27 protein-coding genes, 1 tRNA gene, 4 pseudogenes and 1 riboswitch are annotated in these 23,399 nt (G+C 59.3%); of the genes and pseudogenes, 18 read left to right on the top strand and 14 right to left on the bottom strand.

Annotated features, from left to right (window positions below; all coding sequences use genetic code 11):
* The first annotated feature begins 93 nt into the window (after positions 1 to 93).
* Positions 94 to 1,341: a ribonucleotide-diphosphate reductase subunit beta gene (locus I9018_RS18215; protein ID WP_068580670.1), complete on the top strand. Its 1,248-nt coding sequence runs from the start codon at positions 94 to 96 to the stop codon at positions 1,339 to 1,341.
* A 53-nt stretch (positions 1,342 to 1,394) separates the two neighbouring features.
* Positions 1,395 to 1,832 (top strand): DUF1289 domain-containing protein, encoded by a 438-nt coding sequence (locus tag I9018_RS18210; protein WP_241107090.1) that lies wholly within the window; start codon positions 1,395 to 1,397, stop codon positions 1,830 to 1,832.
* Between the two features lie 69 nt (positions 1,833 to 1,901).
* Here the strand turns inward: I9018_RS18210 and catB are convergent, their stop codons facing one another.
* Complete coding sequence (gene catB / locus I9018_RS18205; RefSeq protein ID WP_124347849.1) at positions 1,902 to 2,537, bottom strand: type B chloramphenicol O-acetyltransferase; 636 nt, start codon at positions 2,535 to 2,537, stop codon at positions 1,902 to 1,904.
* 183 nt (positions 2,538 to 2,720) lie between these two features.
* Positions 2,721 to 3,977, bottom strand: coding sequence for an NADH:flavin oxidoreductase/NADH oxidase family protein (locus I9018_RS18200; protein ID WP_241107089.1), 1,257 nt, complete (start codon positions 3,975 to 3,977; stop codon positions 2,721 to 2,723).
* A 110-nt stretch (positions 3,978 to 4,087) separates the two neighbouring features.
* On the opposite strand from I9018_RS18200, the gene I9018_RS18195 reads away from it, so the two are divergent.
* Positions 4,088 to 4,549: a MerR family transcriptional regulator gene (locus tag I9018_RS18195; RefSeq protein ID WP_241107088.1), complete on the top strand. Its 462-nt coding sequence runs from the start codon at positions 4,088 to 4,090 to the stop codon at positions 4,547 to 4,549.
* A gap of 27 nt (positions 4,550 to 4,576) precedes the next feature.
* On the opposite strand, the gene I9018_RS18190 is transcribed toward I9018_RS18195, so the two are convergent.
* Positions 4,577 to 4,822: a hypothetical protein gene (locus I9018_RS18190; RefSeq protein ID WP_241107087.1), complete on the bottom strand. Its 246-nt coding sequence runs from the start codon at positions 4,820 to 4,822 to the stop codon at positions 4,577 to 4,579.
* Positions 4,823 to 5,010: 188 nt separating this feature from the next.
* Between I9018_RS18190 and I9018_RS18185 the strand changes: the two genes are divergently transcribed.
* On the top strand, positions 5,011 to 5,562 hold the full coding sequence (locus I9018_RS18185) for a hypothetical protein (protein WP_241107086.1): 552 nt from the start codon (positions 5,011 to 5,013) through the stop codon (positions 5,560 to 5,562).
* Here the strand turns inward: I9018_RS18185 and fabF are convergent.
* A complete protein-coding gene (gene fabF, locus I9018_RS18180; protein ID WP_124347847.1) occupies positions 5,546 to 6,814 on the bottom strand; it encodes a beta-ketoacyl-ACP synthase II in 1,269 nt (422 codons plus the stop codon). The two genes, I9018_RS18185 and fabF, sit on opposite strands and share 17 nt — an antisense overlap.
* Before the next feature lie 116 nt (positions 6,815 to 6,930).
* Between fabF and I9018_RS18175 the strand changes: the two genes are divergently transcribed.
* Positions 6,931 to 7,416: a helix-turn-helix domain-containing protein gene (locus tag I9018_RS18175; RefSeq protein ID WP_241107085.1), complete on the top strand. Its 486-nt coding sequence runs from the start codon at positions 6,931 to 6,933 to the stop codon at positions 7,414 to 7,416.
* 104 nt (positions 7,417 to 7,520) lie between these two features.
* On the opposite strand, the gene I9018_RS18170 is transcribed toward I9018_RS18175, so the two are convergent.
* Together I9018_RS18170 and I9018_RS18165 are read right to left on the bottom strand one after the other, a co-directional pair.
* Entirely contained in the window at positions 7,521 to 8,234 is a 714-nt protein-coding gene (locus I9018_RS18170; protein WP_241107084.1) for an HAD-IB family hydrolase, read from the bottom strand.
* A 95-nt stretch (positions 8,235 to 8,329) separates the two neighbouring features.
* Positions 8,330 to 8,977: a TetR/AcrR family transcriptional regulator gene (locus tag I9018_RS18165; protein WP_217884156.1), complete on the bottom strand. Its 648-nt coding sequence runs from the start codon at positions 8,975 to 8,977 to the stop codon at positions 8,330 to 8,332.
* 93 nt (positions 8,978 to 9,070) lie between these two features.
* Here I9018_RS18165 and I9018_RS18160 point away from each other — a divergent pair, with 93 nt between their 5' ends.
* Both I9018_RS18160 and I9018_RS18155 read left to right on the top strand, forming a co-directional pair.
* The gene (locus I9018_RS18160) at positions 9,071 to 9,682 is read left to right on the top strand and encodes an NAD(P)H-dependent oxidoreductase (RefSeq protein ID WP_068580682.1); all 612 of its coding nucleotides are present in this window, start codon (positions 9,071 to 9,073) and stop codon (positions 9,680 to 9,682) included.
* Positions 9,683 to 10,345: 663 nt separating this feature from the next.
* Positions 10,346 to 10,624, top strand: coding sequence for a hypothetical protein (locus I9018_RS18155; RefSeq protein WP_241107083.1), 279 nt, complete (start codon positions 10,346 to 10,348; stop codon positions 10,622 to 10,624).
* A 74-nt stretch (positions 10,625 to 10,698) separates the two neighbouring features.
* Here the strand turns inward: I9018_RS18155 and I9018_RS18150 are convergent, their stop codons facing one another.
* Entirely contained in the window at positions 10,699 to 11,187 is a 489-nt protein-coding gene (locus tag I9018_RS18150; protein ID WP_241107082.1) for an ATP-binding protein, read from the bottom strand.
* Between the two features lie 318 nt (positions 11,188 to 11,505).
* On the opposite strand from I9018_RS18150, the gene I9018_RS18145 reads away from it, so the two are divergent.
* The 4 genes and pseudogenes from I9018_RS18145 to I9018_RS18130 all read left to right on the top strand — a co-directional run.
* Positions 11,506 to 11,757 carry a DUF1652 domain-containing protein gene (locus tag I9018_RS18145; protein WP_068580778.1) on the top strand — a complete coding sequence of 84 codons (252 nt, stop codon included), beginning with the start codon at positions 11,506 to 11,508 and terminating at the stop codon, positions 11,755 to 11,757.
* Between the two features lie 263 nt (positions 11,758 to 12,020).
* Positions 12,021 to 12,081, top strand: a riboswitch (Fluoride riboswitch).
* Positions 12,082 to 12,223: 142 nt separating this feature from the next.
* Positions 12,224 to 12,607 carry a fluoride efflux transporter CrcB gene (gene crcB / locus I9018_RS18140; protein WP_068580689.1) on the top strand — a complete coding sequence of 128 codons (384 nt, stop codon included), beginning with the start codon at positions 12,224 to 12,226 and terminating at the stop codon, positions 12,605 to 12,607.
* 168 nt (positions 12,608 to 12,775) lie between these two features.
* On the top strand, positions 12,776 to 13,984 hold the full coding sequence (locus tag I9018_RS18135) for an MFS transporter (protein ID WP_241107081.1): 1,209 nt from the start codon (positions 12,776 to 12,778) through the stop codon (positions 13,982 to 13,984).
* A pseudogene (locus tag I9018_RS18130) lies at positions 13,938 to 14,096 on the top strand (DUF2514 family protein); the annotation flags it as partial. The gene I9018_RS18135 and the pseudogene I9018_RS18130, both read left to right, overlap by 47 nt.
* On the opposite strand, the pseudogene I9018_RS18125 reads toward I9018_RS18130, so the two are convergent.
* Together I9018_RS18125 and I9018_RS18120 are read right to left on the bottom strand one after the other, a co-directional pair.
* A pseudogene (locus tag I9018_RS18125) lies at positions 14,054 to 14,282 on the bottom strand (SOS response-associated peptidase family protein); the annotation flags it as partial. The pseudogenes I9018_RS18130 and I9018_RS18125 sit on opposite strands and share 43 nt — an antisense overlap.
* A 231-nt stretch (positions 14,283 to 14,513) precedes the next feature.
* Positions 14,514 to 15,404, bottom strand: a complete 891-nt coding sequence (locus I9018_RS18120; protein ID WP_241107079.1) for a hypothetical protein — start codon at positions 15,402 to 15,404, stop codon at positions 14,514 to 14,516.
* Positions 15,405 to 15,694: 290 nt separating this feature from the next.
* On the opposite strand from I9018_RS18120, the pseudogene I9018_RS18115 reads away from it, so the two are divergent.
* Positions 15,695 to 15,790 (top strand): annotated as a pseudogene (locus I9018_RS18115) (lysis protein); the annotation flags it as partial.
* A gap of 80 nt (positions 15,791 to 15,870) precedes the next feature.
* Here the strand turns inward: I9018_RS18115 and I9018_RS18110 are convergent.
* Positions 15,871 to 16,584, bottom strand: a complete 714-nt coding sequence (locus tag I9018_RS18110) for an SOS response-associated peptidase family protein (protein ID WP_241107078.1) — start codon at positions 16,582 to 16,584, stop codon at positions 15,871 to 15,873.
* A 110-nt stretch (positions 16,585 to 16,694) separates the two neighbouring features.
* On the opposite strand from I9018_RS18110, the pseudogene I9018_RS18105 reads away from it, so the two are divergent.
* Positions 16,695 to 16,987: pseudogene (locus I9018_RS18105) on the top strand (hypothetical protein).
* 132 nt (positions 16,988 to 17,119) lie between these two features.
* Here the strand turns inward: I9018_RS18105 and I9018_RS18100 are convergent.
* A tRNA-Leu gene (locus I9018_RS18100) sits at positions 17,120 to 17,206 on the bottom strand.
* 186 nt (positions 17,207 to 17,392) lie between these two features.
* The gene (locus I9018_RS18095) at positions 17,393 to 18,328 is read right to left on the bottom strand and encodes a hypothetical protein (protein WP_241107077.1); all 936 of its coding nucleotides are present in this window, start codon (positions 18,326 to 18,328) and stop codon (positions 17,393 to 17,395) included.
* A 188-nt stretch (positions 18,329 to 18,516) separates the two neighbouring features.
* On the opposite strand from I9018_RS18095, the gene I9018_RS18090 reads away from it, so the two are divergent.
* From I9018_RS18090 to I9018_RS18070, 5 genes are all read left to right on the top strand, one after another.
* Complete coding sequence (locus tag I9018_RS18090) at positions 18,517 to 19,161, top strand: GNAT family N-acetyltransferase (protein ID WP_241107076.1); 645 nt, start codon at positions 18,517 to 18,519, stop codon at positions 19,159 to 19,161.
* Positions 19,158 to 19,928: an APH(3') family aminoglycoside O-phosphotransferase gene (locus I9018_RS18085; protein WP_241107075.1), complete on the top strand. Its 771-nt coding sequence runs from the start codon at positions 19,158 to 19,160 to the stop codon at positions 19,926 to 19,928. Before I9018_RS18090 ends, I9018_RS18085 begins: the two co-directional genes overlap by 4 nt.
* Before the next feature lie 79 nt (positions 19,929 to 20,007).
* Positions 20,008 to 20,400 carry an MliC family protein gene (locus I9018_RS18080; protein ID WP_241107074.1) on the top strand — a complete coding sequence of 131 codons (393 nt, stop codon included), beginning with the start codon at positions 20,008 to 20,010 and terminating at the stop codon, positions 20,398 to 20,400.
* 236 nt (positions 20,401 to 20,636) lie between these two features.
* Entirely contained in the window at positions 20,637 to 20,795 is a 159-nt protein-coding gene (locus tag I9018_RS18075; RefSeq protein ID WP_164487329.1) for a hypothetical protein, read from the top strand.
* A 131-nt stretch (positions 20,796 to 20,926) separates the two neighbouring features.
* Complete coding sequence (locus tag I9018_RS18070; protein ID WP_068580716.1) at positions 20,927 to 21,247, top strand: YbjQ family protein; 321 nt, start codon at positions 20,927 to 20,929, stop codon at positions 21,245 to 21,247.
* 22 nt (positions 21,248 to 21,269) lie between these two features.
* On the opposite strand, the gene I9018_RS18065 is transcribed toward I9018_RS18070, so the two are convergent.
* Together I9018_RS18065 and I9018_RS18060 are read right to left on the bottom strand one after the other, a co-directional pair.
* On the bottom strand, positions 21,270 to 21,662 hold the full coding sequence (locus I9018_RS18065) for a VOC family protein (RefSeq protein ID WP_241107073.1): 393 nt from the start codon (positions 21,660 to 21,662) through the stop codon (positions 21,270 to 21,272).
* An 85-nt stretch (positions 21,663 to 21,747) separates the two neighbouring features.
* The gene (locus tag I9018_RS18060) at positions 21,748 to 23,388 is read right to left on the bottom strand and encodes an ATP-binding cassette domain-containing protein (RefSeq protein ID WP_241107072.1); all 1,641 of its coding nucleotides are present in this window, start codon (positions 23,386 to 23,388) and stop codon (positions 21,748 to 21,750) included.
* Between the last annotated feature and the right edge of the window lie 11 nt (positions 23,389 to 23,399).

The following is a 23,399-nucleotide window of genomic DNA, read 5'->3' as shown; positions in this document are numbered from 1 at the left end:
TTTTGTGGGAAGGCTTTGCGGTACGCATTCTCGAAAACATGACTTTCTGGTCGAGCTGCTGCTCGCCAGACGGCAAGAATAAGGATGGATGAAATGTTGAGTTGGGATGGGCTTGATGTGAACGATCATGAAGCTGCAGGAACGGGTGGACCTGACAGGCCGCATGAAACGACACCAAAGGACGGTCTCGACGTGGCAGGAAATACCGCCGCGCAGGAAGCCAGGATGATTGTGCCTGGTGATTCGCCAGCAGTGATTCGAGCGAAGAAAGCTCTCAACTCACTGGAGTTCAACCAGCGCCTGGATGAGTTGGAAGGGGCCTCGGGACGGGTTGCCGTCGATGAAAAGCGCATGATCAATTGTCGAGCGGACCTGAACCAGCTGGTTCCACTGAAATATGACTGGGCCTGGCAAAAATACCTGGACGGGTGTGCGAATCACTGGATGCCGCAAGAAGTCAACATGACGGCAGACATCATGCTTTGGAAGAACCCGCAGGGGTTGAGTGACGATGAGCGTCGTATCGTCATGCGCAGTCTTGGGTTCTTTGCGACTGCCGACTCCCTGGTAGCCAACAACCTGGCCCTGGCGGTGTACCGCCTGATTACCAACCCCGAGTGCCGACAATACATCTTGCGCCAGGCCTTCGAGGAGGCCATCCATACGCACGCCTATCAATACTGTATCGAGTCCCTGGGCATGGACGAGGGGGAGATCTTCAACATGTATCGCGAGGTTCCTACCGTGGCCAAGAAAGCCGCGTGGGGATTGCGTTATACCCGGGCCATATCCGATCCAAGGTTCAAGACAGGCAGTGTCTCTGCGGACAAGGAACTGCTCAGGAACCTGATCGCCTACTACTGCGTGCTGGAGGGCATTTTCTTTTATTGCGGTTTTACCCAGATTCTCTCCATGGGGCGAAGAAACAAGATGAACGGCGTCGCGGAGCAGTTCCAGTACATCCTTCGCGATGAGTCGATGCACTTGAACTTCGGCATAGACGTCATCAACCAGATCAAGATCGAGAACCCTCACCTCTGGGACCATGCCTTGATGGAGGAGGCGACTCAAATGATCCTGCAGGGTACCCAGCTGGAAATCGAATATGCGCGAGACACGATGCCCCACGGAGTCTTGGGCATGAATGCGGCCATGATGGAAGACTACCTGAAATTCATCGCCAATCGCCGCCTGTGCCAGATAGGGCTGAAGGAGGAGTATCCAAACGTCGAGAATCCATTCCCGTGGATGAGCGAGATAATGGACTTGAAGAAGGAAAAGAACTTCTTCGAGACCCGTGTCATTGAATATCAAACCGGTGGCGCCTTGTCCTGGGATTGATCGGCCTGGAAGACAAAGGGTCGATAAGCGAGGTTCGATCCCAGGAGTGCTTAATGAGTCTGGAGAAAATCAAGACGCCTTGTATCGGGCTTTGCTCAACGGTCTACGGTGATCGGGTGTGCCGGGGTTGCAAGCGATTCGATCATGAGGTGATTGAGTGGAATGGTTATGGCGAAGATCAGAAGCGCAGTGTCCTGCAGCGTTTCGAATGTCTTTTGAACCAGGTGATGCTCGACAAGTGCGAGATCTTCGACCCTGACGTGCTGGCACTCAGGGTGCAGTCTGGCAGGATCAATTGTTCACCGCTGAACTCCATTCAGTACTGTGCCTACCAGGTCATCAGGCGTGGTGCGGGGGTGATAAGGAACATCGAGGAGTTCGGCATAAGGATCCTGCCGGCATACAGCCAGTTACGCCTGGTGGAACTGCGGGATGTCATCGATAGGGAGTTCTTTTCGCTATCGGAGCAACGCTACGGTACAGGTGGCTGAGCCTGATTCTTGAATGCCTGGCTGAAGCCCGTGGATCGACGATCCACGGGCTTTCTTGATCTGGCTGGATCAAGCGCGGCGCACTACGTTTTGCCAATGCACGTATAGCGCTTGGACATTGCCGCTGGTCATCAGTGGCATCACGTCCTTCAACTGGTCGGTGGACCAGTCCCACCATTTCATTTCCAGGAGCATTTGCACGGTGCGCTCATCGAAGCGCATGCGAAGGGTCTTGGCCGGGTTGCCGCCGATGATGGCGTAGGGCTCGACATCCCGGGTCACCAGGGCGCGGGTGCCGATCACCGCGCCGTCACCCACCTTGACGCCCGGCATGATGATGGCTTCGGAGCCGATCCAGACATCGTTGCCGATGACCGTATCGCCAGCGGATTCATAGCCATTCTGCGCTCCCGCAAAGGCTGGTTCTTCTGGCATCCAATAGAAAGGAAAGGTGCTGACCCATTCGTTTCGGTGGCCTTGATTACCGGCCATGATGAACGCGGCACCCGAGCCGATCGAACAGAAGCTGCCGACGATCAGTCGGTCCACGCCTTCGTCTGGTGGCAGGTAGCGTGCACATTCGTCGAAGCTGTGGCCGTGGTAGTACCCGGAGTAATAGCTGTACCGGCCAACCTGGATGTTCGGATGGGTGACCTGCTTGTCCAGTGTGATGCCCTTGAAAGGACTCTCGAAGTAATTGCTCAAGACTTTCTCCATGTGGCTAGCCGGCACTTTCTTTCAAGCGCGCGGCACTGCAGCGATCGTGTTCGCAACGCTCAGCGGTACCGCTGAGTGGCGTCTCTGGAGCTGCCAGGTTGCAAGCTGGTCTGCAAACAGCGTCGCACCGGCCAGCTCCATAGAGGCCGCACAATAGCCTTGATGGCAGTGTCATGCACTGGCTGTTTCCACCAGAACCGCACGGCCTTGCATCATCCGACGGTATTGCCGGGTCCGATGCAGGGTTGCCCATTGCTCCAGCAACAGGGCGCGCAGGGGCGAGGAGCCTGGTTTGGTCTGGCGACCCTCGGCAAGGTGCCGCATCTGCAGCTTCACCAGTGCCATGTAGGCCAGCGCTGCCAGGGCCTTGCGTTTCCAGCGGATCGGCGGCAGTTCGGCACTGGCCTTGCGATCGCCCTGTTTCCAGCGGCGGGGCAGGGCAGGGTCTACCGCCAGGGCGGTTGCGATGCCGGCCATGGCCACGCCGCTGTCCAGGACCTGTTCCACTACCGGCAAGCGGCGGATGCCGCCCGTGACCATGACCGGCATGCGTGCAATGGCTGCAATCTCTCGGGCGAATTCGAGGAAGTAGGCTTCGCGAGCCAGGGTCCGGCCATCGCGGGCATCACCCTGCATGGCTGGGGCTTCATAGCTGCCGCCCGACAACTCCACCAGGTCCACCGGCAGCTCATTGAGCCACAGCACCACCTGGCGTGCGTCGGCGGGTTCGAAACCACCCCTCTGGAAGTCGGCCGAATTGAGCTTGACGGCCACGCTGAACCCAGGAGAGACCGTCGCGCGTACGGCCTTGACCACCTCCAGCAGCAACCGTGCACGATTCTCCAGGCTACCGCCCCAGCGATCCTGGCGCTGGTTGCTCAGGGGCGAGAGGAACTGGCTCAACAGGTAGCCATGGGCTGCGTGGATCTGCACGCCGCTGAATCCGGCCTCTTCGGCCAGCGCCGCAGTGCGGGCGAAACGCTGGATCAGTGTATTGATCTGGGCTTCTTCCAATGCCTTTGGGAGGGGAAACATCTTCGATAGCCCACCCATGTCCAGGGCCACTGCAGAGGGGGCGACGGTGGTCTGGCCGAGGCTCGCCTGCATTTGCCTCCCAGGATGATTGATCTGCATCCAGAACTGCGCACCCTGGGCCTGCCCGATGCGTGCCCATTGGCGAAACCGTTGCAGTTGCTGGCTGTCGTCGAGCATTACACCGCCAGGTCCGGTCATGGCGCTGGGGTCGACCATCACATTGCCGCTGAGCAACAGACCGGCTCCGCCTTCGGCCCAGGCCTGATACAGGCGCAGCAGTTGATCCGATGGGGTCTGGTCCAGGTTTGCCAGGTTCTCTTCCATCGCGGCCTTGGCGATGCGGTTGGGCAGGGTGCTGCCATTGGGTAAACGCAGGGGCTGGAAAGCGTTCATGGTGTTCTCCGGTGAGGCGCCGCGCGTCGATTTATGTGCGGCGGGGCTGTATTGCGAAGAAGCCTAAGGTTAAAGTTATCCTTAAGGTCAACCGGAGATTTGCAACTCAAATGAAGATTGGTGAACTGGCCCGACGTACGGGCCTGAGCGCATCGCGCCTGCGTTTTTATGAAGCCAGTGGCTTGATCGAGTCCCAGCGCCTGGGCAACGGCTATAGGGACTACCCAGAGGATGTGGTGCAGCGCCTGGAAATCATCACCTGTGGGCAGCAGGCCGGTTTCAGCCTGGAGGAAATGCGCACCTTGACACTTGAGTCAGCAGTGAAAGGGGAGGAGCGCCATGATCGACTGCTGGCGAGCCTGAGGCGCAAGGTCACGGAGATCGAGACGTTGCAGGAGCGCCTGGCGCACAACCGCAGTCACTTGCTGGCCCTGATCGCCGGGATCGAAGGCAAGCCCGATGGCATGGATTGCGAAGAGAATGCTCAGCGGCTGCTGGCGCAATGGCGGGACAACGAGGCGAGTGCCGTTGGCGTTGCCAGCACCGGGCGTCAACAGAAATCGCGTCGCTGAGCCGCCGTTGGCCGCTCCGGGTTCCTGTCAGCGCAGGCCCTCCGGAGTCGAACCCATCGGCAGGGCTGGTAGGTTCATGTTGCCCATGGCGGCCTCCAGCTTGTCCTGGTAGAGGCTCAGGATCGAGTAGTCCAGTTTCTGCGTGATGCTGGCGCTGGCGACGCAATTGGCCAGCAGTTCTTCCAGTGCACCGGCGACCAGGTCCGCAGTGACCTGCAGGACGGTCAAGCCATGGCTCTTGTCGACAATGACCAGATTCTTCAAATCGTACATACAGCACCTGTGGTCACTGTTCTTATCTTATGGTTGATGGCTATGAGCCATTATCAGGATAACTAAACTGCCTGTGTCCTGTCACGGGGGAAGATGGCTGTAGGGAGGCTGAAGAGCGAGGAGATTTTGTCCATCGACTTGCCCTGCCTGTGTAGGATGGCCCGCACAAAATCATCAGGGCGATGTTTATGCTTATTTTCAACAGGGGCGACCATCAGGGATTGACGATCGCGCCGCGCTGGCCATCGTCGCAGGTGGCGCTGGATTCGCAGGTCTTCCAGCAGTTGCTCAAGGTCCAGCAAGGCTTGCCGGGTACCACGCGACTGTTGGTGACACGAGGCTATGAGAATCGCAGCAGTAGGCTGGGCGGCTTCCGGACGCTGTCACGCTGGCTGGGGATTCGCCTGTTCTGCTGGTGCTACCCGGGACGCCAGGATGAGGTGGACGATATCTTTGGTGCCAATGGCCACGATGTGGATGGCACGCATGTCGATGTTTCGATTGTCCTTGAGGGCAAGCGCTTGCGCTTCTTGCCCCTGGGAGTATTTACCTCACCCAAGCGCCAGCAACTGCTGAAGGCGCGTTATGCAATGGCGCTGGATGGCGTCAAGGCAGCCTTGGTGCAGTGCGGTTTCCAGATTCACCGCAACCACACCGAAAGCTTGCAGATCCATTGCGACTACAAGCCGCTCTTCGTACCAGGCACCGCGCAGGCCTGCGGCCTTACGCCCAACGCTTGAACAGTACGCTGGCATTGACCCCGCCAAAGCCAAAGCCATTGGACAGCGCATACTGCATGGCCATCTTCCGGGCCTGGCCGCGGACCAGGTCCAGGCCTTCGGCTGCGTCGTCCGGGTTCTCCAGGTTAAGTGTTGCCGGAGCGACTTGATCACGCAGGGCGAGGATGGTGAAGATCGCCTCGATCCCGCCTGCGGCGCCCAGCAAGTGCCCCGTGGCGGATTTCGTGGCACTGATGGCCGGGCTGGCGCCGTTACCGAACAGCGCCCTGATGGCCGCCAACTCGCCCTTGTCGCCTACCGGGGTCGAGGTGGCGTGGGCGTTGAGGTGCTGCACTGCAGAGGGGGCGATACCGGCCTGTCGCAAGGCCAGTTCCATGGCGCGACGGGCGCCGTTGCCGTCCTCCGGTCCTGCCGTCATGTGGTAGGCGTCGCTGCTGGTGCCATATCCCACCACTTCTGCAATGGGCTGGGCGCCTCGTGCCAATGCGTGCTCCAGCTCCTCGATGACCAGCAGTCCCGCTCCTTCTCCCATGACAAAACCATCGCGCCCCTGGTCGAATGGCCGCGAGGCGCGATGGGGCGTGTCGTTGTAGTCGCTGGACAGGGCACGTGCGGCAGCAAAGCCCGCCAGGCTGACCTGATGGATCGTGGCTTCTGCGCCACCACACAGGGCGACATCGACTTCACCTGCACGGATCATCCGGGCGGCATCGCCGATGGCCTGGACTCCGGCGGCGCAAGCCGTGACCGGGGTGCCCAGCGGCCCTTTGAGCCCATGGCGGATCGACACCTGGCCGGCAGCCAGGTTGCTCAGGAATGATGGGATGGTGAAGGGCGAAAGACGTCGCGGTCCCTTGCTATCGCTGGTGCGTACCGCTTCGGCGATAGCAGGGAAGCCGCCGACCCCCGAAGCGATGATGGTGGCCGTGCGTTCCTGGGCCTCGGCGGTATCCGGGCGCCAGTTGGCCTGGGCCAGGGCTTCTTCGGCAGCGGCCAGGGCGAACAGGATGAAGCGGTCCATCTTGCGCTGTTCCTTGGCGGCCAGGAGTCGGTCAGGATCGAAGCCGGCTTGAGGATCCTCGATCGAATCCGGCACCTGGCCACCGATGGTGGTGGACAGGCCTGCAATGAATTGCTCTGGCAGTTGGCGGATTCCCGAGCGACCTGCCAGCAGGCGCTGCCAGACCTGCTCGACTCCGCAACCCAGCGGAGTGATTGCACCCATGCCTGTAACTACGATGCGTTTGCTCATGCCGCACTTGCTCCTTCGATTTACCTGATCGGGGAAGATGAAGCGTGGACGATACTATCATGATGAAAGTAACATCCGGTTCCACAAATACTTGAACGTTACCGCAGGAGTCGGCCATGCAGCGAAGAAGCCTGGAGCAGGCAGAATGCCCGATCGCCAGGTCCCTGGAGCGGGTTGGGGAGTGGTGGAGCATCCTGATCATGCGTGATGCACTGCATGGCTTGAGGCGTTTCGATGAGTTCTCCCGCAGCCTGGAGATCGCTCCGAACATGCTGACCCGGCGTCTCAACTCGCTGGTGGAGGCGGGGTTGCTGGAGCGTCGAGCTTATTGCCAGCGTCCTGTGCGCCATGAGTATGTGCCTACCGCCAAGGGAGAGGATTTTCGCGTGGTGCTCATGGCGTTCGTGGTATGGGGCAATCGCCATTTCGCGCCTGAAGGCCAGAGCGTGCAGCTTATCGATAGCCAGAGTGGCAGGCCGGTAGAGCCGGCAATGGTGGAGAGGGTCGAGGGTCGGGTGGTGCCGCTGGAGGCCTGCACCATAAAGGCCGGCCCCGTTGCCAGTGCCAGCATGCGCCAGCGGCTGGCCCACAAGCCCGATTGAAGGCGGTGGACCGCTGAGCCGGGCTCGTTTCGACAACCGCTGCTGGGACCCAGGGGCACTGGCTGGGCTAGTCGAGCACGACCAGAGTGGGCTGTTGGTGAGCCTCAGCGAGCGAGCTGCCCACGGCGCCAGGCTGGGTGAAAGTGCCGCCAGTGAGCGTCCTGGGCCGCGGCGAGCAACTCGCGATCGCCCCGGGTATCGCCCCAGGCGCGCAAACGGTACTGCTCCAGGGGGCCATAGATGCTTTCAAGGCGCAGGACCTTGTGCTCGCAGCGACAATTGTTGCCAACGATATGCCCGGTCAGGACGCCATCGATGACCTCCAGTTCGGTGCCGATCAACTCGATCCCCAGGCGCTTGGCGAATGGCTGTAGAACCAGGGCCGGCGAGGCCGAGCACAAAGTCACCTGGGCTCCGGAGCGCAGTTCGTCGGCCACCGCCAGCAGGCCGGCGGGGCGCATCAGTTGGTTCCAGGAGCGTTGGCAGAATGCCTCGGCCTGCTGTTGCACCCATGCCGCTTCGATCCCCTTGAGGAAGACGTTGATCAGTCGCGCCTTGAGTTGATCGCGAGCCACCCGGCGGGCGAGAAACCCCAGGCTGGGCAGGGCCAGCTTGAGCATCCGCTGATGGAAGCGGCGCGGGCCGAAGGCGAAGCGCAGAAACGGCACGAAACTGTCGTGGCGGGTGAGGGTGCCATCGAAGTCGAAGACCGAGAGCACGCGGCTGGCTTGTGGGTCGAGTACCAGGGTGTCCGGGGTGAGTGGTGGCTCGGCGCTGTCGGCAAGGGGCGTCGAGGATGCAGGCGATTGTCGCGACATGGTGGCTCTCGGTCTGTGCGCCCCGGGCTGGCGGGCATTGTCGGTCATGTGCGCAGTCTACGCGTTCCGATTGTTCTAGGGATGCAATGGGGGTTTCATTCAATTGCACCCCGACGGGATATCGATTCGTTTGCGCGAGCGCGCTCGACCATGGCCACGATGTTGGCGTAGAGCTCGTCCTGAGCTTGCGCTGGAGTGATGTCCCCCAGGGCTGCCGCATGGGAGACCGCCTCGGCAGCGCCGAGCATCGCCCGCAATGCCGCGGCTGAGATGATGGCGCCCTCAGCAAAGGGCTGCAGGTTGCTACGGCATTTATCCAGGAAAACTTGCTGATACTGGAGTTTGACGGCTTCCAGTTCCGGCGAGCTGGCCAGGGCCGCAATGACCCCGGGTATCTCCCGTCCCTGGAGTAGCACGCAATCGACATAGGAGCTGGCGATCACCCTTGCGCGATGGGCCAGCAGTGGTTCGCTGCGCTCAAGGGCCTGGTCCATCTGGAGGGTCTGGCGCTGATCGAAGTCCTGGTACAGCGCTATCAGCAGCACCGCTCGAGTGGCGAAATGGTCATAGACCACAGGCTTGGTAACCCCCGCCTGCTCGGCCAGGTAACCCAGGGTCAGGGCTTCGGTGCCATGTTCACGGACAATCCTCCAGGCCACTGCCATCAATTGTTGCAGCCGCTGTTCCCGCGACAGACGCCGTCGGGGAGGCGGATTGGGAGTGCTTTCCTGGTTGCTTGACATGCTTATATACCAAAAGTAACTTATCGTTAGTAACTTACTAAAAGTATATAAACCCCCAGCAAGTCGCGCAATCCAGCAACAGGAGCCTTTGCCATGCACGCACTCATCGTGGTTGCTCATCATGATCCCTTGTCCCTGAGCCAGCAGTTGGCACGGGAGGTCATCGCAGGTATCGAGGACTCTGGTCCGGAGCACTCCTTCGAACTGGCCGACCTCTGGGCCGAAGCCTTCGATCCGTGTTTCGCTGCCGCCGATATCGCGGTACACCGAGGGCAGGCCGCACCGCCCGCCGATGTGCTTGCCGAGCAGGCCCGGATCGATCGCGCCGATGTCCTGGTGCTGGTTTATCCCGTCTATTGGTGGGCCATGCCGGCCTTGCTCAAGGGCTGGATCGACCGGGTATTCGCCAATGGCTGGGCCTTTGATTTTCAAGCCGACGCTCCGTTGGTGAAGAAGCTTCGGCACCTGCGGGTACATATGGTGGGGGTTGCCGGAGCCGATGCCGGTACCTACGAACGGCATGGTTACCTCCAGGCCATGAAAACCCAGATCGATCACGGCGTCTTCGATTACTGCGGAGCACGGGTCGAGACTTCGACGCTGATATTCGAGTCGGAATCGAGCCAGGTGCAAGCGCATCTGCTAAGGGCTCGGGCTATCGGTCGGGGAGTGTTCGGCAATTGCAGGCTTGCTGAGCCGGTGTGAATCGTAGGATGGGAAAGGGATGCCTGGGTGGTGTTGGTGCTTGCGCCTCGAAGGTTTGGCCTAGCCCCAGCAGCACCAGGCAAAGGTGGTGAGGCACAGGAGCAGGGGCAGCGTATCGAGGAAGTCGTTCATGCAGCACATTCCGTTCAGGCAGGTGCCGGCAATTTAAGGGTGCCCTGGATGCCTGTCTGTTGCGATTGTGTGAATTTTCATCGCACTTTCGTTTAAGCGGTGGGCTGTCGGACGAACGTTGTGGCAGTTCGTCGAAAGGTAATTGCCAAGTGCTGGAAAATAAATCCTTGAAATCCAATGACTTAAAAAAATTGTGGATATTTTCCAGATAAAGTGATTTTATTTACGTTTTTTCCGGAAAAAAACTTGTTACAGAATGTACCAGTCCGTTACTATAGCCCTGCGTTCACCTACCACGGTTTATGCATTTTTAGCCCCAAGTGTCCATCAGCTACTTGGGCTTTTTTTTGCCTGAAATTTGACCAGGCAAGCTTCCCTGTCTGATGTTTTTCTGGCTCTGGCGCCGTCCTGATATCGGGCGGGCACGAGGGCGGGCAATGTCACTCCCGGCCTTTGGCGGCTTCGGTCGTTGTTGGCAGAACTGCTACAGTACGTAACCTCCTTTAGGGGAGTTTGTGTATTGGCGGCGGGATGCTGATGATCCAACACGATGACGGAAGGGATGACCGTGAGGACGGATTTAGGATGCTGGTGCTGTCCCTGGTGGGTATTGCTGTGGTCTTGGGAGCCTGCATCGTCAGGTACAACGCTGAGATAGACCGGGAACGGGAACGGGCCCAGGACGAAATCCTCCGTTGCCGCCGACTGAGCATGGCAATGCCGGGCTCTTCCACTGGCCCATCGCCATTCGCTGAGAAGTGCCGTCGTCTGGAAGACCAGTACATCGAGCGCTTCGGCTACCTCCATTGAGGCCTGGCCAAGCCCCACATGCGTTGCGCCAGCCCCATGACGACAGGAGCGGGATCGTTGTGGGGCTGGCCCTGTCAGGTTTCCACCAGATTCAACTGTTCCTCGGCCTGCGGTGGAACGAAGTGACTGCAGATCAATTCGAATTGCTCATCGCTGGTGGAAAAGGGGTGTTCGCCCAAGCTGTTGCGCTCGCGCAAGCGGCGCCGGCAGGTCTCCTCGTCGACGTTCAGTACATGCAGTTGATGGGCGACACCCGCCCGGTCGGCAAGGGAGCGCAGCCAGGCACGCTGGGCCAGGGTATTGGCCGGGAAATCCAGTACAACGCTGGTTCCCGTTCGCAACATGGCTACCACCAGGGGTTCCAGGGCGCTGCCCAGGCGCCGGGCGCATGATACGTAGTCAGCGAGCGAATGGATCATCTGCGGATACAACGTTGCCAGCCACTGATCCTCGCTGATCAGCACGATGCCTGGGGCTTCTGCCAGTTGTCTGGCGCGGGTCGACTTACCTGAAGCGATCTTGCCGCACAACAGGTGCAAGACGGCAGTGGAGGTGTGGTTCATGCTTCGTCTCCTTTCTTGTCGCCCCAGAAGAGTGGTCATGAGCCCCGCCTCCGAGGCGGGTTGATGCGGTCCAGCCGCTAGCCCACCTTATCGGTGAAGGTGGTAATAATCGGGGTGCTATGGGGTTTGGGACGCCGGTTCATGGAATGAAACTTACACAGCTGCCGGGAAAAAGAACAGGCACTTGGGCAAAACAGGATGTTCAGAAACTGTGCGGCACCCCACATTTTCCTGTGTGTTTCTTGATACATGTGTAGGAATACTGTTCTAACCTGAATGGGAAAAATTCCCAGAACCCTCCACACAGGTCAGAAGGCCATGCTCTCTACTCGCGAGCTTTGTCACATACTGGAGTCCGGCTTTCTCCCGCTTTCCTGCATTTGCAGCGTGAACGCCAACGGGTCGTTGAGCATCAAGATCTACGATGCGGCTTCAGGCCGAGTGGACCTGCTGTTGAACGGTGTGTCCCAGGCCCAGCTCACTAGCGTACGGGATGTCTCCAATCTCATTGGCGAGCTGCGTACCGAGCTGCGCGCCGGGCGCAGGGCGTTTGCCGGTGCCGGCCAGTAACCAGGGCAAGCCGCGGTCCAGGTCAATTATTGCTGACAGTTGAACATCTCATGGCGAGCGCATAGCGTTGAGACGTTCGCCCGGTACCCGTGGCTCTTTACCGGTTCATGGATGACGAGGCCATGGTGCTGGGCGAACTCTTCTGCTAAGCGCCAGGTGAATCTGCAAGGAATGTGCTGCCTGGTTGGATGGGCCACTGGCTGGCTTGGCGCGGCACTTTCCGGGTGATGCAAACTTGAAGGTCGCATTGGCCTTGCTATAGGATTTGCCCCGGAGATGGCATTCCTCCTTGAACCGCTTCGTGCTGATGATGCCTACGCAAACCCTGGACAGGGTGCGTAGGCGTACCTGCTTCCCTGTCCTCAATCCAGGACAGGACCATGACCCTACCGCCTTTATTGCCCTTATCTTGTCACTCCCGCTTGCAGCGTCCTAGGCCATCGCAATCACCTGGGGGCTGCCCATCATGCTGAAGTCACTGCTGGTCATCGCCATTGGCGCCTCTATCGGAGCCTGGTTGCGCTGGTTCCTGGGGCTCAAGCTCAATGTGCTGTTCCCGGCCATCCCGCCTGGCACTGTGCTGGCGAACATGCTTGGGGGCTACATCATTGGCCTGGCCATCGCCTTTTTGGCGGCCTCTCCCTCTTTGAGTCCCGAGTGGCGCTTACTGATCATCACCGGCTTCTGTGGAGGACTGACGACCTTCTCGACCTTTTCGGCCGAGACGGTCTCCCTGATACAGGAGGGCAGGTTACTCTGGGCGCTGGGGTCGATTTCATTGCACGTGGTCGGTTCGTTGCTGATGACGGCAGCAGGGTTGTTGTCCTTCCAGTTGCTGGGTGCCCGTTAAGGAGGGCTCTCCCTCCAGAAGTTCGCCTAGATGATGGGTGCCCATCGCGGCGGGCATGTTTCGATGAACCGGATATGATGTGTCCCGGTTTTCGTCGGGCCCACCCGCAGCCAACCCAGGTGCGGGCGGGGCTTGCTGATTCGATCATGAACAAGGATGAATTCGCCCATGGACCACTCAGCTCTGCGGATAGGGTGTGCGCTTTGCGTGCTGTGCATCGCCTCGTTCACCATGGTCACCTCCGAGTTCGCGCCCATTGGCTTGCTGTCGCAGATCGCTGGCGATCTTGGACGGGCGCCATCCACCATCGGCTTGACGGTCACTGTGTACGCCTGGATCGGTGCTGCCAGTGGCCTGTTGTCCAATTGGCTGAATCGGTGGATAGGGCGCAAGGCGCTGCTGCTTGCATTGATGCTGATCCTGGCGCTGTCCAATGGCCTGGCGGCATTGTCTCCTGAGTTCTCGTTGCTGCTTGCCGCTCGTATCGTCGGGGCGCTGGCCCATGGGGTGTTCTGGGCAATCGTGGCGGCAACAGCCGCCCACCTGGTGCCGGTGCAGCGTGTTGGACTGGCGACTTCGATCGTTCTGGGCGGCATCACGATCGCTACCGTGATGGGTGTTCCATTGGTCAATCTGGTGGGCCAGTACGCGGGGTGGCGCACGGCGTTCGCCGGCCTGGCGCTGATGTGCGCGGTCAGTGCCGCAGCCATGATGCTGGTGCTGCCCTCCATGACCATTCCCTCGCTGGCCAAGGGCGTTGGCTTTGGGGCAATCCTGCGGCGCAAGGATCTGTTGAGCACTTACTTCATCACCGGGCTGACAGCCGCTGCCCATTTCGGCGCCTATACCTTTGTCGAGCCCTTTATCGGCCAGGTACCCGGTATCACGTCATACATGATCGCGGTCCTGTTGTTCGCCTTCGGGGCGGCTGGCTTTTTGGGCAACCTGCTCAGCGCACTCTTCATCGATCGTCACTTGCGAGCCTTGATCTTGCTGGCCTTGGTCACCATGACCCTGGTGCTGGCCGTGCTGGGCATCCATGGCCCGTTATTGGGCGTCGTACCTGTCGTCGTGCTGCTGGTGGCTTGGGGCGTGGCGATCTCTGCCTTGTTTACCGGCTTGCAAACCTGGGTGTTACGGATCGCTGGCAGCCATACCTTGCCAGCGACCGCCATCCATACGGCGGTATTGAACAGCGCTATCGGAGTGGGGGTGATCATCGGTGCACAAGCGTTGAAGGTGGCCGGGGTCGAAGGCGCGATGCTCGTGGCCAGTGCGGTGGTCGTTCCGGCCATTGTCTTGATGGTCGTCACTGGCTTTCGTGCCCGTGGCAACCCGCACCCCCCTGGTGCTTGCCGAGCTGTTCAAGTGCGCTGATCAAAGAGCGGGAGACCTGGCGGCAGATGCTGATCAAAGCCGGAGCAGGGGAGTGACGTGCGAGCAGGCCTATGATGGCCTTGCCAAAGGCTCTATCAGTTCTACTCCGTGATTCCTAACGTTGCCGACGGCGTCGCTGACACGGAACCACTCGAACGGTTCTCCATGGTGAAGGGCCATCTGTTCGGCGTGTTCCCTGGACATTGCTGGGTCTAGCCATTCCCGGGCCAGGTCAGGTGCCAAGACCACGCACGGGCCGCCGGTCGCGGATGTCGACCATTCCGCTTTGGGCTGTCGCCGGCTTACGCAAGATCGGCAGTCTCGAGGTGAAGGTGCGGGCTCTGCTTGCAGAGCGCCGGCAACGTATTGGGAATTAGATGGAGTTGCTCGCCGTGGATAACGCTTTTAAATAACCCAACAGTAAGCATTAATTTTTTTGATTCAGAAAAGGACTGTTTAAGTTAGGCCGCGCAATGTGGTATTTCGGCAGATTTTGATCGCCGAAATACCATCAGGCAGTCAGTAGCGACTACTTGCCTTCTAAACAAATTGCCCTTACGGTAGAGTCCTGCTTAGAAGGAGTTGTGATGTTTTTGAGCCAGTCTTCGGTCTCGGTTTTTTGTTGGTTGCAGAACTTATTCTTTACATTGTTCCAGCTTGCTAGTGAGACGGAGTAGATTGCTCGAGTTAGAGTGTAAGAAGATTGGTAGATTATAGTTCCTTTTTTGGCCGTTGCAGAAATTGTGAATATGCTGGAATACAACATGAAGTGTAAATCGTTGTTTTCTTGTTGAAGGATATTTTGAGTGAAATTTGATTGTTCTTCTTTCTTGTCAGCGTAAGAAAGTGCTGCTTTAGTTAGTTGTGTGAGCGATTTTTTTATGCCTTCAATATCTTGGTTTTTTAGACCTGTGAAGGCGGCCGCAAATGAGTCGATAAGATCATTCGCATTATGGCTTTTCTGCTCAATTATTTTATTTTCTGCATTTATGAGAGACAGGAATGGGATTTTAGAAATTTCATTTGTAAATGCAATGAAATGATCATGATCACCCTTTGTATGAGGTTTGCTAGTCGTAGGCTGATCCACTGGATCGTATCCGGAGCGTCTGCGGGCAATATCAATACTGGTTTGAAGGCCTTCTTGAATGCTAATAGGCACGGTCCCGCTACTTGCATTTTTATTTGCTGCGCTGATGTAATCACCAGTAGCGAATCCGGAAGATGGACTGAAGAATGGGTTTGTGGGATCTGATTCATCTTGAAGGGCGAGTGCGCTTGTTGAGAGGTTAGAGCTGTTCCATTCCTGAGCGAAGATGTTCGGCATGATAAGTGTTGGTGGTTTGTTTAGTTCGGCCTCTTGATTGTTTAGCCAGGCTGATGTTTTTTCTGCGATGTACTCATCATTTTGAGTTTGCATGTCAATTCCTTTTGTGAGTGGTTGACGCATCCTGTAATGTAGACTTGAATTTTTTGATGTCAATTTGCTTTTTTATGTTTTTTGATTTTGTGGATGAGCGGTAGTGGAGTAAGTAAAATTAGAAGATGTGTAGCGTGGAGCTTATATAGGGTGGGCCGGCTGGAGGGGGTGCTGGCAAGTACCATGTATCTTTCTCTTGGAGGTATTTGGTTCCATCTTCGTTTTGATCTCGGTTTCGAGACTCTGCAGCTTGGCTCATAAGACGGCCCGTGTCTGACTCGACCTGGCGCCATGCTCAACGAATTGTCATCATTGACAGAGACGGTGACCAAGGATTAATCGCGCTTGCTGCATGTCAGACCTATGTAAGGCAGGCGCTAAGTTAAACCATCAGGCTATTCGTGTGGACCTAGAGTCAGTAGATTGAGGTGTAAGACTAATTTGTAATAACTGTTCTATTCTTTGATCAGCCGTTATTTACTGCATCTCCACCAGTGCGTTTGGTCGTGGGCTCTATCAGTTCCGCTCCGTAGTTCCTGACGTTGCCGACGGCGAAGCTCACCTTGAACCATTCGAAGGCCTCGGCGGCTTCTCCCTGCTGTAGCGCCATCTGTTCGGCGCGCTCCTTCGGTGTGGTTGGGTCGAGCCACTCCAGGGCCAGCTCCGGCGCTAGGACTACCGGGCGCCTGTCGTGAATGTCGACCATGCCGCCCTGGGCGTCGGCGGTGATGATCACAAAGCCGTCGTGCTCGCCTGGGCCTTCGTCCGGATCCGGAAGTTGCCCGATTGAAGCGCAAAGGATAGGGGAGCTGTCTCGGTATCGGATCAGATAAGGCTGTTTTTTCGGACCGCCTTCGCCCACCCATTCGAACCATGAATCGATCGGGCAGATAGCGCGGTGTGGCCAGATCTGGCGGAAGAAAGGCCCGCGGGCCACTTTCTCGACCCGGGCATTGATCGGCGCAGCGCGGTCTTTCGCCCAGTGCGGGCGCCATCCCCAGCGGACAGCGTCGGCGTGTAGCTGGTCGCCGGTAGCATGGAGGAGGGCGAGTTGCATCGTTGGTGCCGCGTTGTAGCGCCCCAGTGGCTGGTCACCGACATTGTTCTGCCATGCGTCCGGCATGCTGAGCACCGCAACGAAGTCATGAATGCCGCGGTACTGCGAGAGTCGTCCGCACATGGCGATGCCCTCAGGCTGAGAAGGAAAGCATAGCTCCGCCTGTCGGCTTCTCTTCGTTGGAGTGCTGAACGGTGAAATACTGTATGCATATACAGTATGATGTGATCCCCATGAATTTTCTAATCGTTCGCCGCAGGGAGCGTGGCGTAGTAATACCTGCCGAAAGGCTCAGGAAGATCCAGCCCGGAAGGGTGACGTTCATATTTTTGAGTCTCACAGCCAAGAGCTTGGGCGCTGCTGCATCCAGGCCTGGATCTTCAATAGTGGTCCGGGTCCTGATGTTTTCCCGAGACTACATGATGCAAAGATCAACGGTATGGCTCAGCTCGGTCTTAACATCAGTGGGCTTGAAGAAGTTGATGGAGCGCTGTACGCGCAGTCGTGGTGGTGTCGCATTGAGTGATGGAGTTTGTGGCCGATCGGCAGGACGCCGGAGGAGGGATGTAAATATCTAATTGCGGACCACGGTCGTTTTTGCGGACCAGAAACAACAAGGGCCTGCGAGAGGAAAAATCACGCAAGCCCTTGATTTGTATGGTGCCCGAAGCCGGAATCGAACCGGCACGCCCTTACGAGCGGGGGATTTTAAGTCCCATGCGTCTACCAGTTTCGCCATTCGGGCGGTAGCGCGATAACGCGGCACTGGGGAGACAGTCACCCAGTGTTTGAAACAGGGTGTGGAATATATACATCCACTCCTCTCGAATCAAGGTCGAACTCGGCAAAAAGGCCGCTTTCCTGGCTCTGTAACCAATAGAAAAACCAAGATAAATCAGAGAGCTACGATCATCCTTGGTTCGAAGCGACTTCAGCGTTGCCCCAACTCCGGCTGCACCAGGTGGCGCCAGGGGAATACCTGCTGGGCGAAATGGCTCACATAACCTCCCGCTGTGGCCTGGATCACCATGAACTGCAAGCCCGGGCGCATCCGCTGCAAGGTTTGCAGCTGCTCAAGGCTCAGGCAGGTATTGCGCAGGCGCAAGGCTCGCACTGAGTCGAAGGCTGGGCTGGCGAACAGCTTTTCATAGCTGGCAAAGGATGTGACGGTGCCAGGCTCGCGTTGCTCCGGCCAGGTTTGCTGCAGTTCGGTGGACTCGCTGAAGTCAAGGTTGAACAGCCGTGGCAGGTTGCTCGATGCGGCCAGGTTGTCGATAAAGCCCTGGGTGTCAAAGCCTGCACCGATGTGGAGTTGTTCCAGGTACGGCAAATCGACCTCGAAGAAGTTGCCATCGGGGGCATTGGGCAGGGTCAATTCACTGAGGTAGGGCGTCTTGGCGACGAAGCGGGCGATTTCCCCGGCTTCCTCCATAATGCGGCCCGCTTTCTGCACCAGCGAGATGTTGTGGTGCTCAGGTTCGGTCGGGCGGATCACCAGTGACCTGAGCTGGCTAAAGGTCGCGTCGCTGTCCAGCAGCGCAGTGAACTCCCATTCACGGGTGCCGTTGGCCCCGGTATCGGGACCGGAGAACAGCAGCGAGCTGAGCGTACTGGCCACGGCTTGTTCGGCCAGGCACTCCAGGGTCCAGGCAAAAGGTTCGTCCCACAGTTCGCCGTGGTATTCCACATGCAATCCGCCGCGCATCGGGGCCAGGGCCAGGTAGTTGTAGTCGCTGGTCCACAGTAGGGTGGCGAGGTCATCGGGGTGGTCACCGCGCTCGGCGGCCTGGTCTTGGGTGAATTGATGAATGCGCTGCTGCAGGGCCAACAAGCGCAGATAACCAGGGGAGGACAAGGAATCGGGCATTGGGCAAATCCACAGCAAAAAGACACAGTTGGTCGTGTAGGGCGGCCGGATGATAACAAAACGGATGAGCACTGCCGCCAGGGTCGCGGGTACAGTTTTCCAACAAATAATGCCGGTTGCCAGGTCTTCGGCGCGCTAGGATCGCTCCTTCCAAATCATGCCTAGAACGTTCGGAACGGAGTCAGAACATGTCGCCGACAGTGTTGCCCCAGGTTGCATCGATGGCACTGAGGGCCAGGGAAATCACCCTGGCCGATGAGGCTGCGTTGCAGTGTTTCTTTGTTGCCAATCCGGATTATTTCCACATTGTGCATGGCTCTGCGCCACAGCCGGACGAGGCCCGGGACGAGATCCAGGACAGCTTGCCCGCGGGCTGGAGTTTTACTCGTAAATGGAAGATCGGGTTTTTCGATGCCCAGGATGAGTTGGTGGCGTTCAGCAGTATCGTCAGCGACCTGATGGTCGTGGGGGTCTGGCACATCGGCCTGTTCATGGTAGCGACTGCCCGCCAGGGCAGCGGTATCGCCCGGCAACTGCATCGAGCACTCCAAGACTGGGCCGGCCAGCAAGGTGCGCGCTGGTTGCGGTTGGTGGTCGTGGAGGACAACCTGCGGGCCCGCGCGTTCTGGAGCGGTTGTGGTTACGTCCTGGTTCGCCGTCGCGACGATATCGAGATGGGCCTGTTGCGCCACCGTGTACATATCATGGTCAAGCCTGTGGTCCAGGCCGGGCTCGCTGACTATCTGGAGCTGATGCCGTATGACCGAAGCGAGCCGGCAGAACCTGTCGCTACCACGCCACCCTCTGGAGCGGCAGGGGCGCCCGGTCGATGAAGCTGCCTGCCAGTATCGCCCGCTTCATCGGTGAAGCGACCCTGCTGCCTGATACGATCGGCGAGTCGCCGTGCCAGGTGCATGGCTTTCGCCGTGGGGGCGAGGGTTTTTTCCTCAAGTCGTCGCCCGCCATCTTCGCACCCACCACCTACAGTGTGTTGCGCGAGGCCAGGGTGCTGGAGTGGTTGGCCGGGCGCCTGAAGGTACCCGAGCTGGTGCTGGTGGCGCAGGACCAGGAGCATGAGTTCATGATCACCCGCCAGGTACCGGGAGTGCCGCTGTCCGAGTTGATCGGTGAACCGCGGGTAGCATTGGAACTGTTCCAGATGGCCTTGCAGCGGGTGCAGGCGGTGCCGACACAGGGTTGTCCATTCGATTCGGGGATCGCAGTGCGCCTCGCCGAGCTGGACTACCTGCTGGTCAATGGACTGTGCGCCGTGGAGCATGACCTCGGGCAATGGCCGGGCCTGGCCAGCGCCGAGGACTTGCGGGCCCGCTTGCAGGACAACAGGCCCAGGGAAGAGCTGCTGTTCTCCCACGGCGACCTGGGCGACAGCAATGTCTTCGTCGATGGGCGCGATGAGTTGCACTTCATTGACCTTGGGCGCGGTGGCCTGGCCGATCGCTGGCTGGATATTGCCTTTGTCCATCGTGACCTGCGCGAGCAGATCGGCCTGGAGATTGCCGATCAGTACCTGCGCGAGCTGGGGGGGCCGGACCAGCCCCTGCAGCGCGAATACTTCGAGCAACTGGACGAGCTGTTCTAGGGCGGGGAGTCGGCATGGCTGAACTAAAAATGGAGCTGCCAGTCCCATGAGGCGTCTTATTCTGTCTGGGGGAAACACCATGAAAAACCGTCTCGCACCGCTCTGCGCCGCTGTCCTGGCTGCGGCCCTGCCGATCCTGGGCCAGGCCGCGCAGCCTCAGCCGGAGGTCCAGGAGCCGACCTACCAGAGCCAGGTTGCGCGCTATCAGTGCGAAGGCAAGGTTCGTGTCGATGCAGCCTACCTGAACATCGACAATGGCACCTCGTTCGCCACCCTTTATTACAAGGACCAATTGATCCCCATGCATATCGCCCGCTCGGCCTCTGGAGCCTTGTATGTGGCGGACGACGAACAGAACAGCTTCCGCTGGCACACCAAGGGCAAGGAGGCCGTGTTGTCGTTCCTGGAGGCCGACCACACCGCCAAGGAGCAGGTCCTGCTCAAGGATTGCCAGGAAGTCGAGCCCCAATGAGGCCCTGGGCCTCGGTGTTGCCGAGGCAAAAAAAAGCCCGCGGGAGAGCGGGCGAACAACGTAGTTGCTTGAATGAGCAGGGCGACTATACAAGGCTCAAGCGGGCGCCTGGGTGAAACAAGTTTCATCTTCGATCAGGACGCCAGCGTTGTTTGGTCGGCTGACTGCGGATCGTTGCCAGATCTGTTCTAACCTGATTGGGCGACTCGAAAATCCCTTCAGGAAGAGAGGTGGGCATGGCAATACAACGGCAGCGCCCTTATGAGCATGAAAGCAGCGATGAGACGGAGCCCTGCGAGGTCGAGCACAAGGAACCGCCACCGCAGACGTGGAAGCATCCGGACGATGGCAAGAGCCTGTCGGAACTGGATGAAGAGCGTCCCCTGAAACCCTGATACCAAGCCCCGCCATCGAGCGGGGCTGTCGTTCGTGGCCATCCCTGCGGCGCTCACTGCCGCTCTGCTACCATCGCCGGCGTTGCCGTCCCGGGCTATCGGGATGGGTTGTCCGTTCAAGGGAGAAACACATGATTGTCACCACCACCGCCCATATCGAAGGTCGCGAAATTGCCGCTTACCTGGACATCGTCAGTGCCGAATCTGTCCAGGGCATCAACGTGGTGCGCGATATGTTCGCCGGTATGCGTGACTTCTTCGGTGGCCGCTCCCAGACCCTGGAGCGAGCCTTGAAGGAGGCCCGCATCCAGGCCACCGACGAAATCAAGGAGCGTGCCCGCCAATGCCACGCCGATGCGGTGGTCGGGCTGGACTTCGAGATCAGCATGCCATCCGGACGTGGTGGCATGGTGGTGGTCTTTGCCACCGGGACGGCGGTCAAGCTCAAGTAGTCTTGCCCGCCTGCTTCCAGCTTCAGGCCCCGATCGGGGTGCACAATTCCACCAGGGTTCCGTCCGGGCAGCGTACGTAGGAGACGATCTGCCCCCAAGGCTTGCTGTTGGGGGCGGCGAGCTCCTGGGCTCCATAGCGCAGGGCCTTGGCGTGGGCCGCATGAACGTCGTCGGTGACCAGGCCCAGTTCCATGCCCAGAGGTTGTGGTGAGGCATGGGCGGCAACATGGCCCGTCTTGAAGTTCATCTCGGCCAGTTGATGGTCGGCAAAAGCCAGGGCCGTGCTGCCGGTTTCCAGTTCGCCGTAGGTGCCGGATTCATGCAGGAAACGTCGTTTGAAGCCGAAGGCCTGCTCGAAGAACTGCAAGGATTTTTCGACCTCGGGTACATAGATGATGGTGTAGCCGAACTGCATGGGTTGGCGCTCCCTGTCCATTGATGAAGGGACAAATCTAGCATGAAGGCTTGTCCCTGGCGGGTGTTGGCGGCGTGATTTCAGTTCATGGGCGCAGCTCCCTGAGGTGCCAGCCCTGGGCGGACCATTCCAGGACATGGGTGACAACCAGGGCCTGGAGAAAATCCTGATCGTGGGAAGCCACTACCAGGGCGCCGGGAAAGTCGCGCAGGGCTCGTTCGAACGCCTGCACCGATTCCAGGTCGAGGTGGTTGGTGGGTTCGTCGAGCAACAGCAGGCGGGCCGGGGTGCCGTTCCACAGTGCCAGGGCCAGGGCGGCTTTCAACCGTTCTCCACCGCTGAGCAGGGCGCAGGGTTGCTGTACCCGCAGGGCATCCAGTTGCAGGCGTGCCAGGCGGGTGCGCAAGGCGCTCTCTTCAAGAGGGGTGTCGGCTGTACCCAGTTGTTCGAGCAGTGAGCGTTGTGGGTCCAGTTGCGCCAGGTGCTGGTCCAGGTAGGCGCTGCTCACCGCTACCCGGCAATCGCCGCTCACAGGAGACAACAAGCCAGCAAGCATCTTCAGTAAGGTGGACTTGCCGCAACCGTTGGGCCCCACCAGGGCGATACGGGCTGGTCCGGTGACGTTGCAGGTCAGGTATGAGGAGGGTGCCTGGCTGTCCAACCATGGCAGTTGGGCCCGTTGCAGGTTGAGCACTGCCTGGCCAGCCTGCAGGGTCGTCGCGGGCAAGGTGAGCAGGGTCGGTTGCTCCGGGCCGACCCGGGCAAAGGCTTCGCGCACCTGATCGTCAAGAGCGCCCTTGTGCCCCCGGTGGGCCTGGCGCACCTTGCCCATGATGTCTCGCGCGGCGCCAAGCATCTTGGCCCGCTCGAATCCCGAGACATTGGCGGACTTGGCGTATTTGCGCGATGCCGCAGCGTGGCGCTGGATGGTGTCGTGCTCGCGTTGCAGGCGCTTGTGTTCACGGCTGCGCTGGGTGCGGGCATGCTCCAGGGCCGTCTGGGCCGCTTGGTGATGAGCTTCGCGCTGGGCCTGGAACAGTGCGTAGTTGCCACCGTAGGCCTGCACCCCCTGGGGGGTGAGTTCAACGATGCGCTGCACCTGCATCAGCAGTTGGCGATCGTGGCTGACCAGGATCAGGCCGCCGCGCCATTGTTGGAGCTGCTCCATCAGCCAGTGCCTGCCAGCACGGTCCAGGTGGTTGCTGGGCTCGTCGAGCAGCAGGAGCTCGGCGCCGCTGAGCAGGGCACCGATCAGCACCACCCGGGCCAGCTGGCCGCCGCTCAGGGTGGCGGCGAGGTCATGCGGCTCGACGCTCTGCAGCCCCGAGGCGTCCAGGGCTTGGCGCAGGCGTTCGGCCAGGTCCCAGCGCTCATCGACCTGTTGCAGGTCGTTCAGACTGGCGGTGCCGCCTGCCAGGCGCTCAAGAGCTTCCAGGGCCTGGGCAAGCCCCGCGACCTGGGCGACGCTCTGCTGCGGTTGTGGCGATGGGTCCTGGGGCACATAGGCCAGGCGAGCGTTGCAGTTGATGCTGCCGGACGAGGCGGGCAGTTCACCGGCGATCAGGCGCAACAGCAGGGACTTGCCCATGCCGTTGCGCCCAACGATGGCCGTTGGTTGGCGATCGAATGTCAGGTTCAGGGCGTTGAACAGGATCTCGCCATTGGCGAATTGATAAGTCAGCTGGTTCAGGGAAACCAGCGCAGGCAGCCGTGTGACGTGAGTCATCAGCACCTCCG

This window comes from Pseudomonas sp. MPFS (assembly GCF_022537035.1).
In the GTDB taxonomy this organism is placed as follows: Bacteria; Pseudomonadota; Gammaproteobacteria; order Pseudomonadales; family Pseudomonadaceae; genus Aquipseudomonas; species Aquipseudomonas sessilinigenes.
Note: the sequence above shows the minus strand (reverse complement) of the source record. Positions and strands in the feature narration are given on the sequence as shown.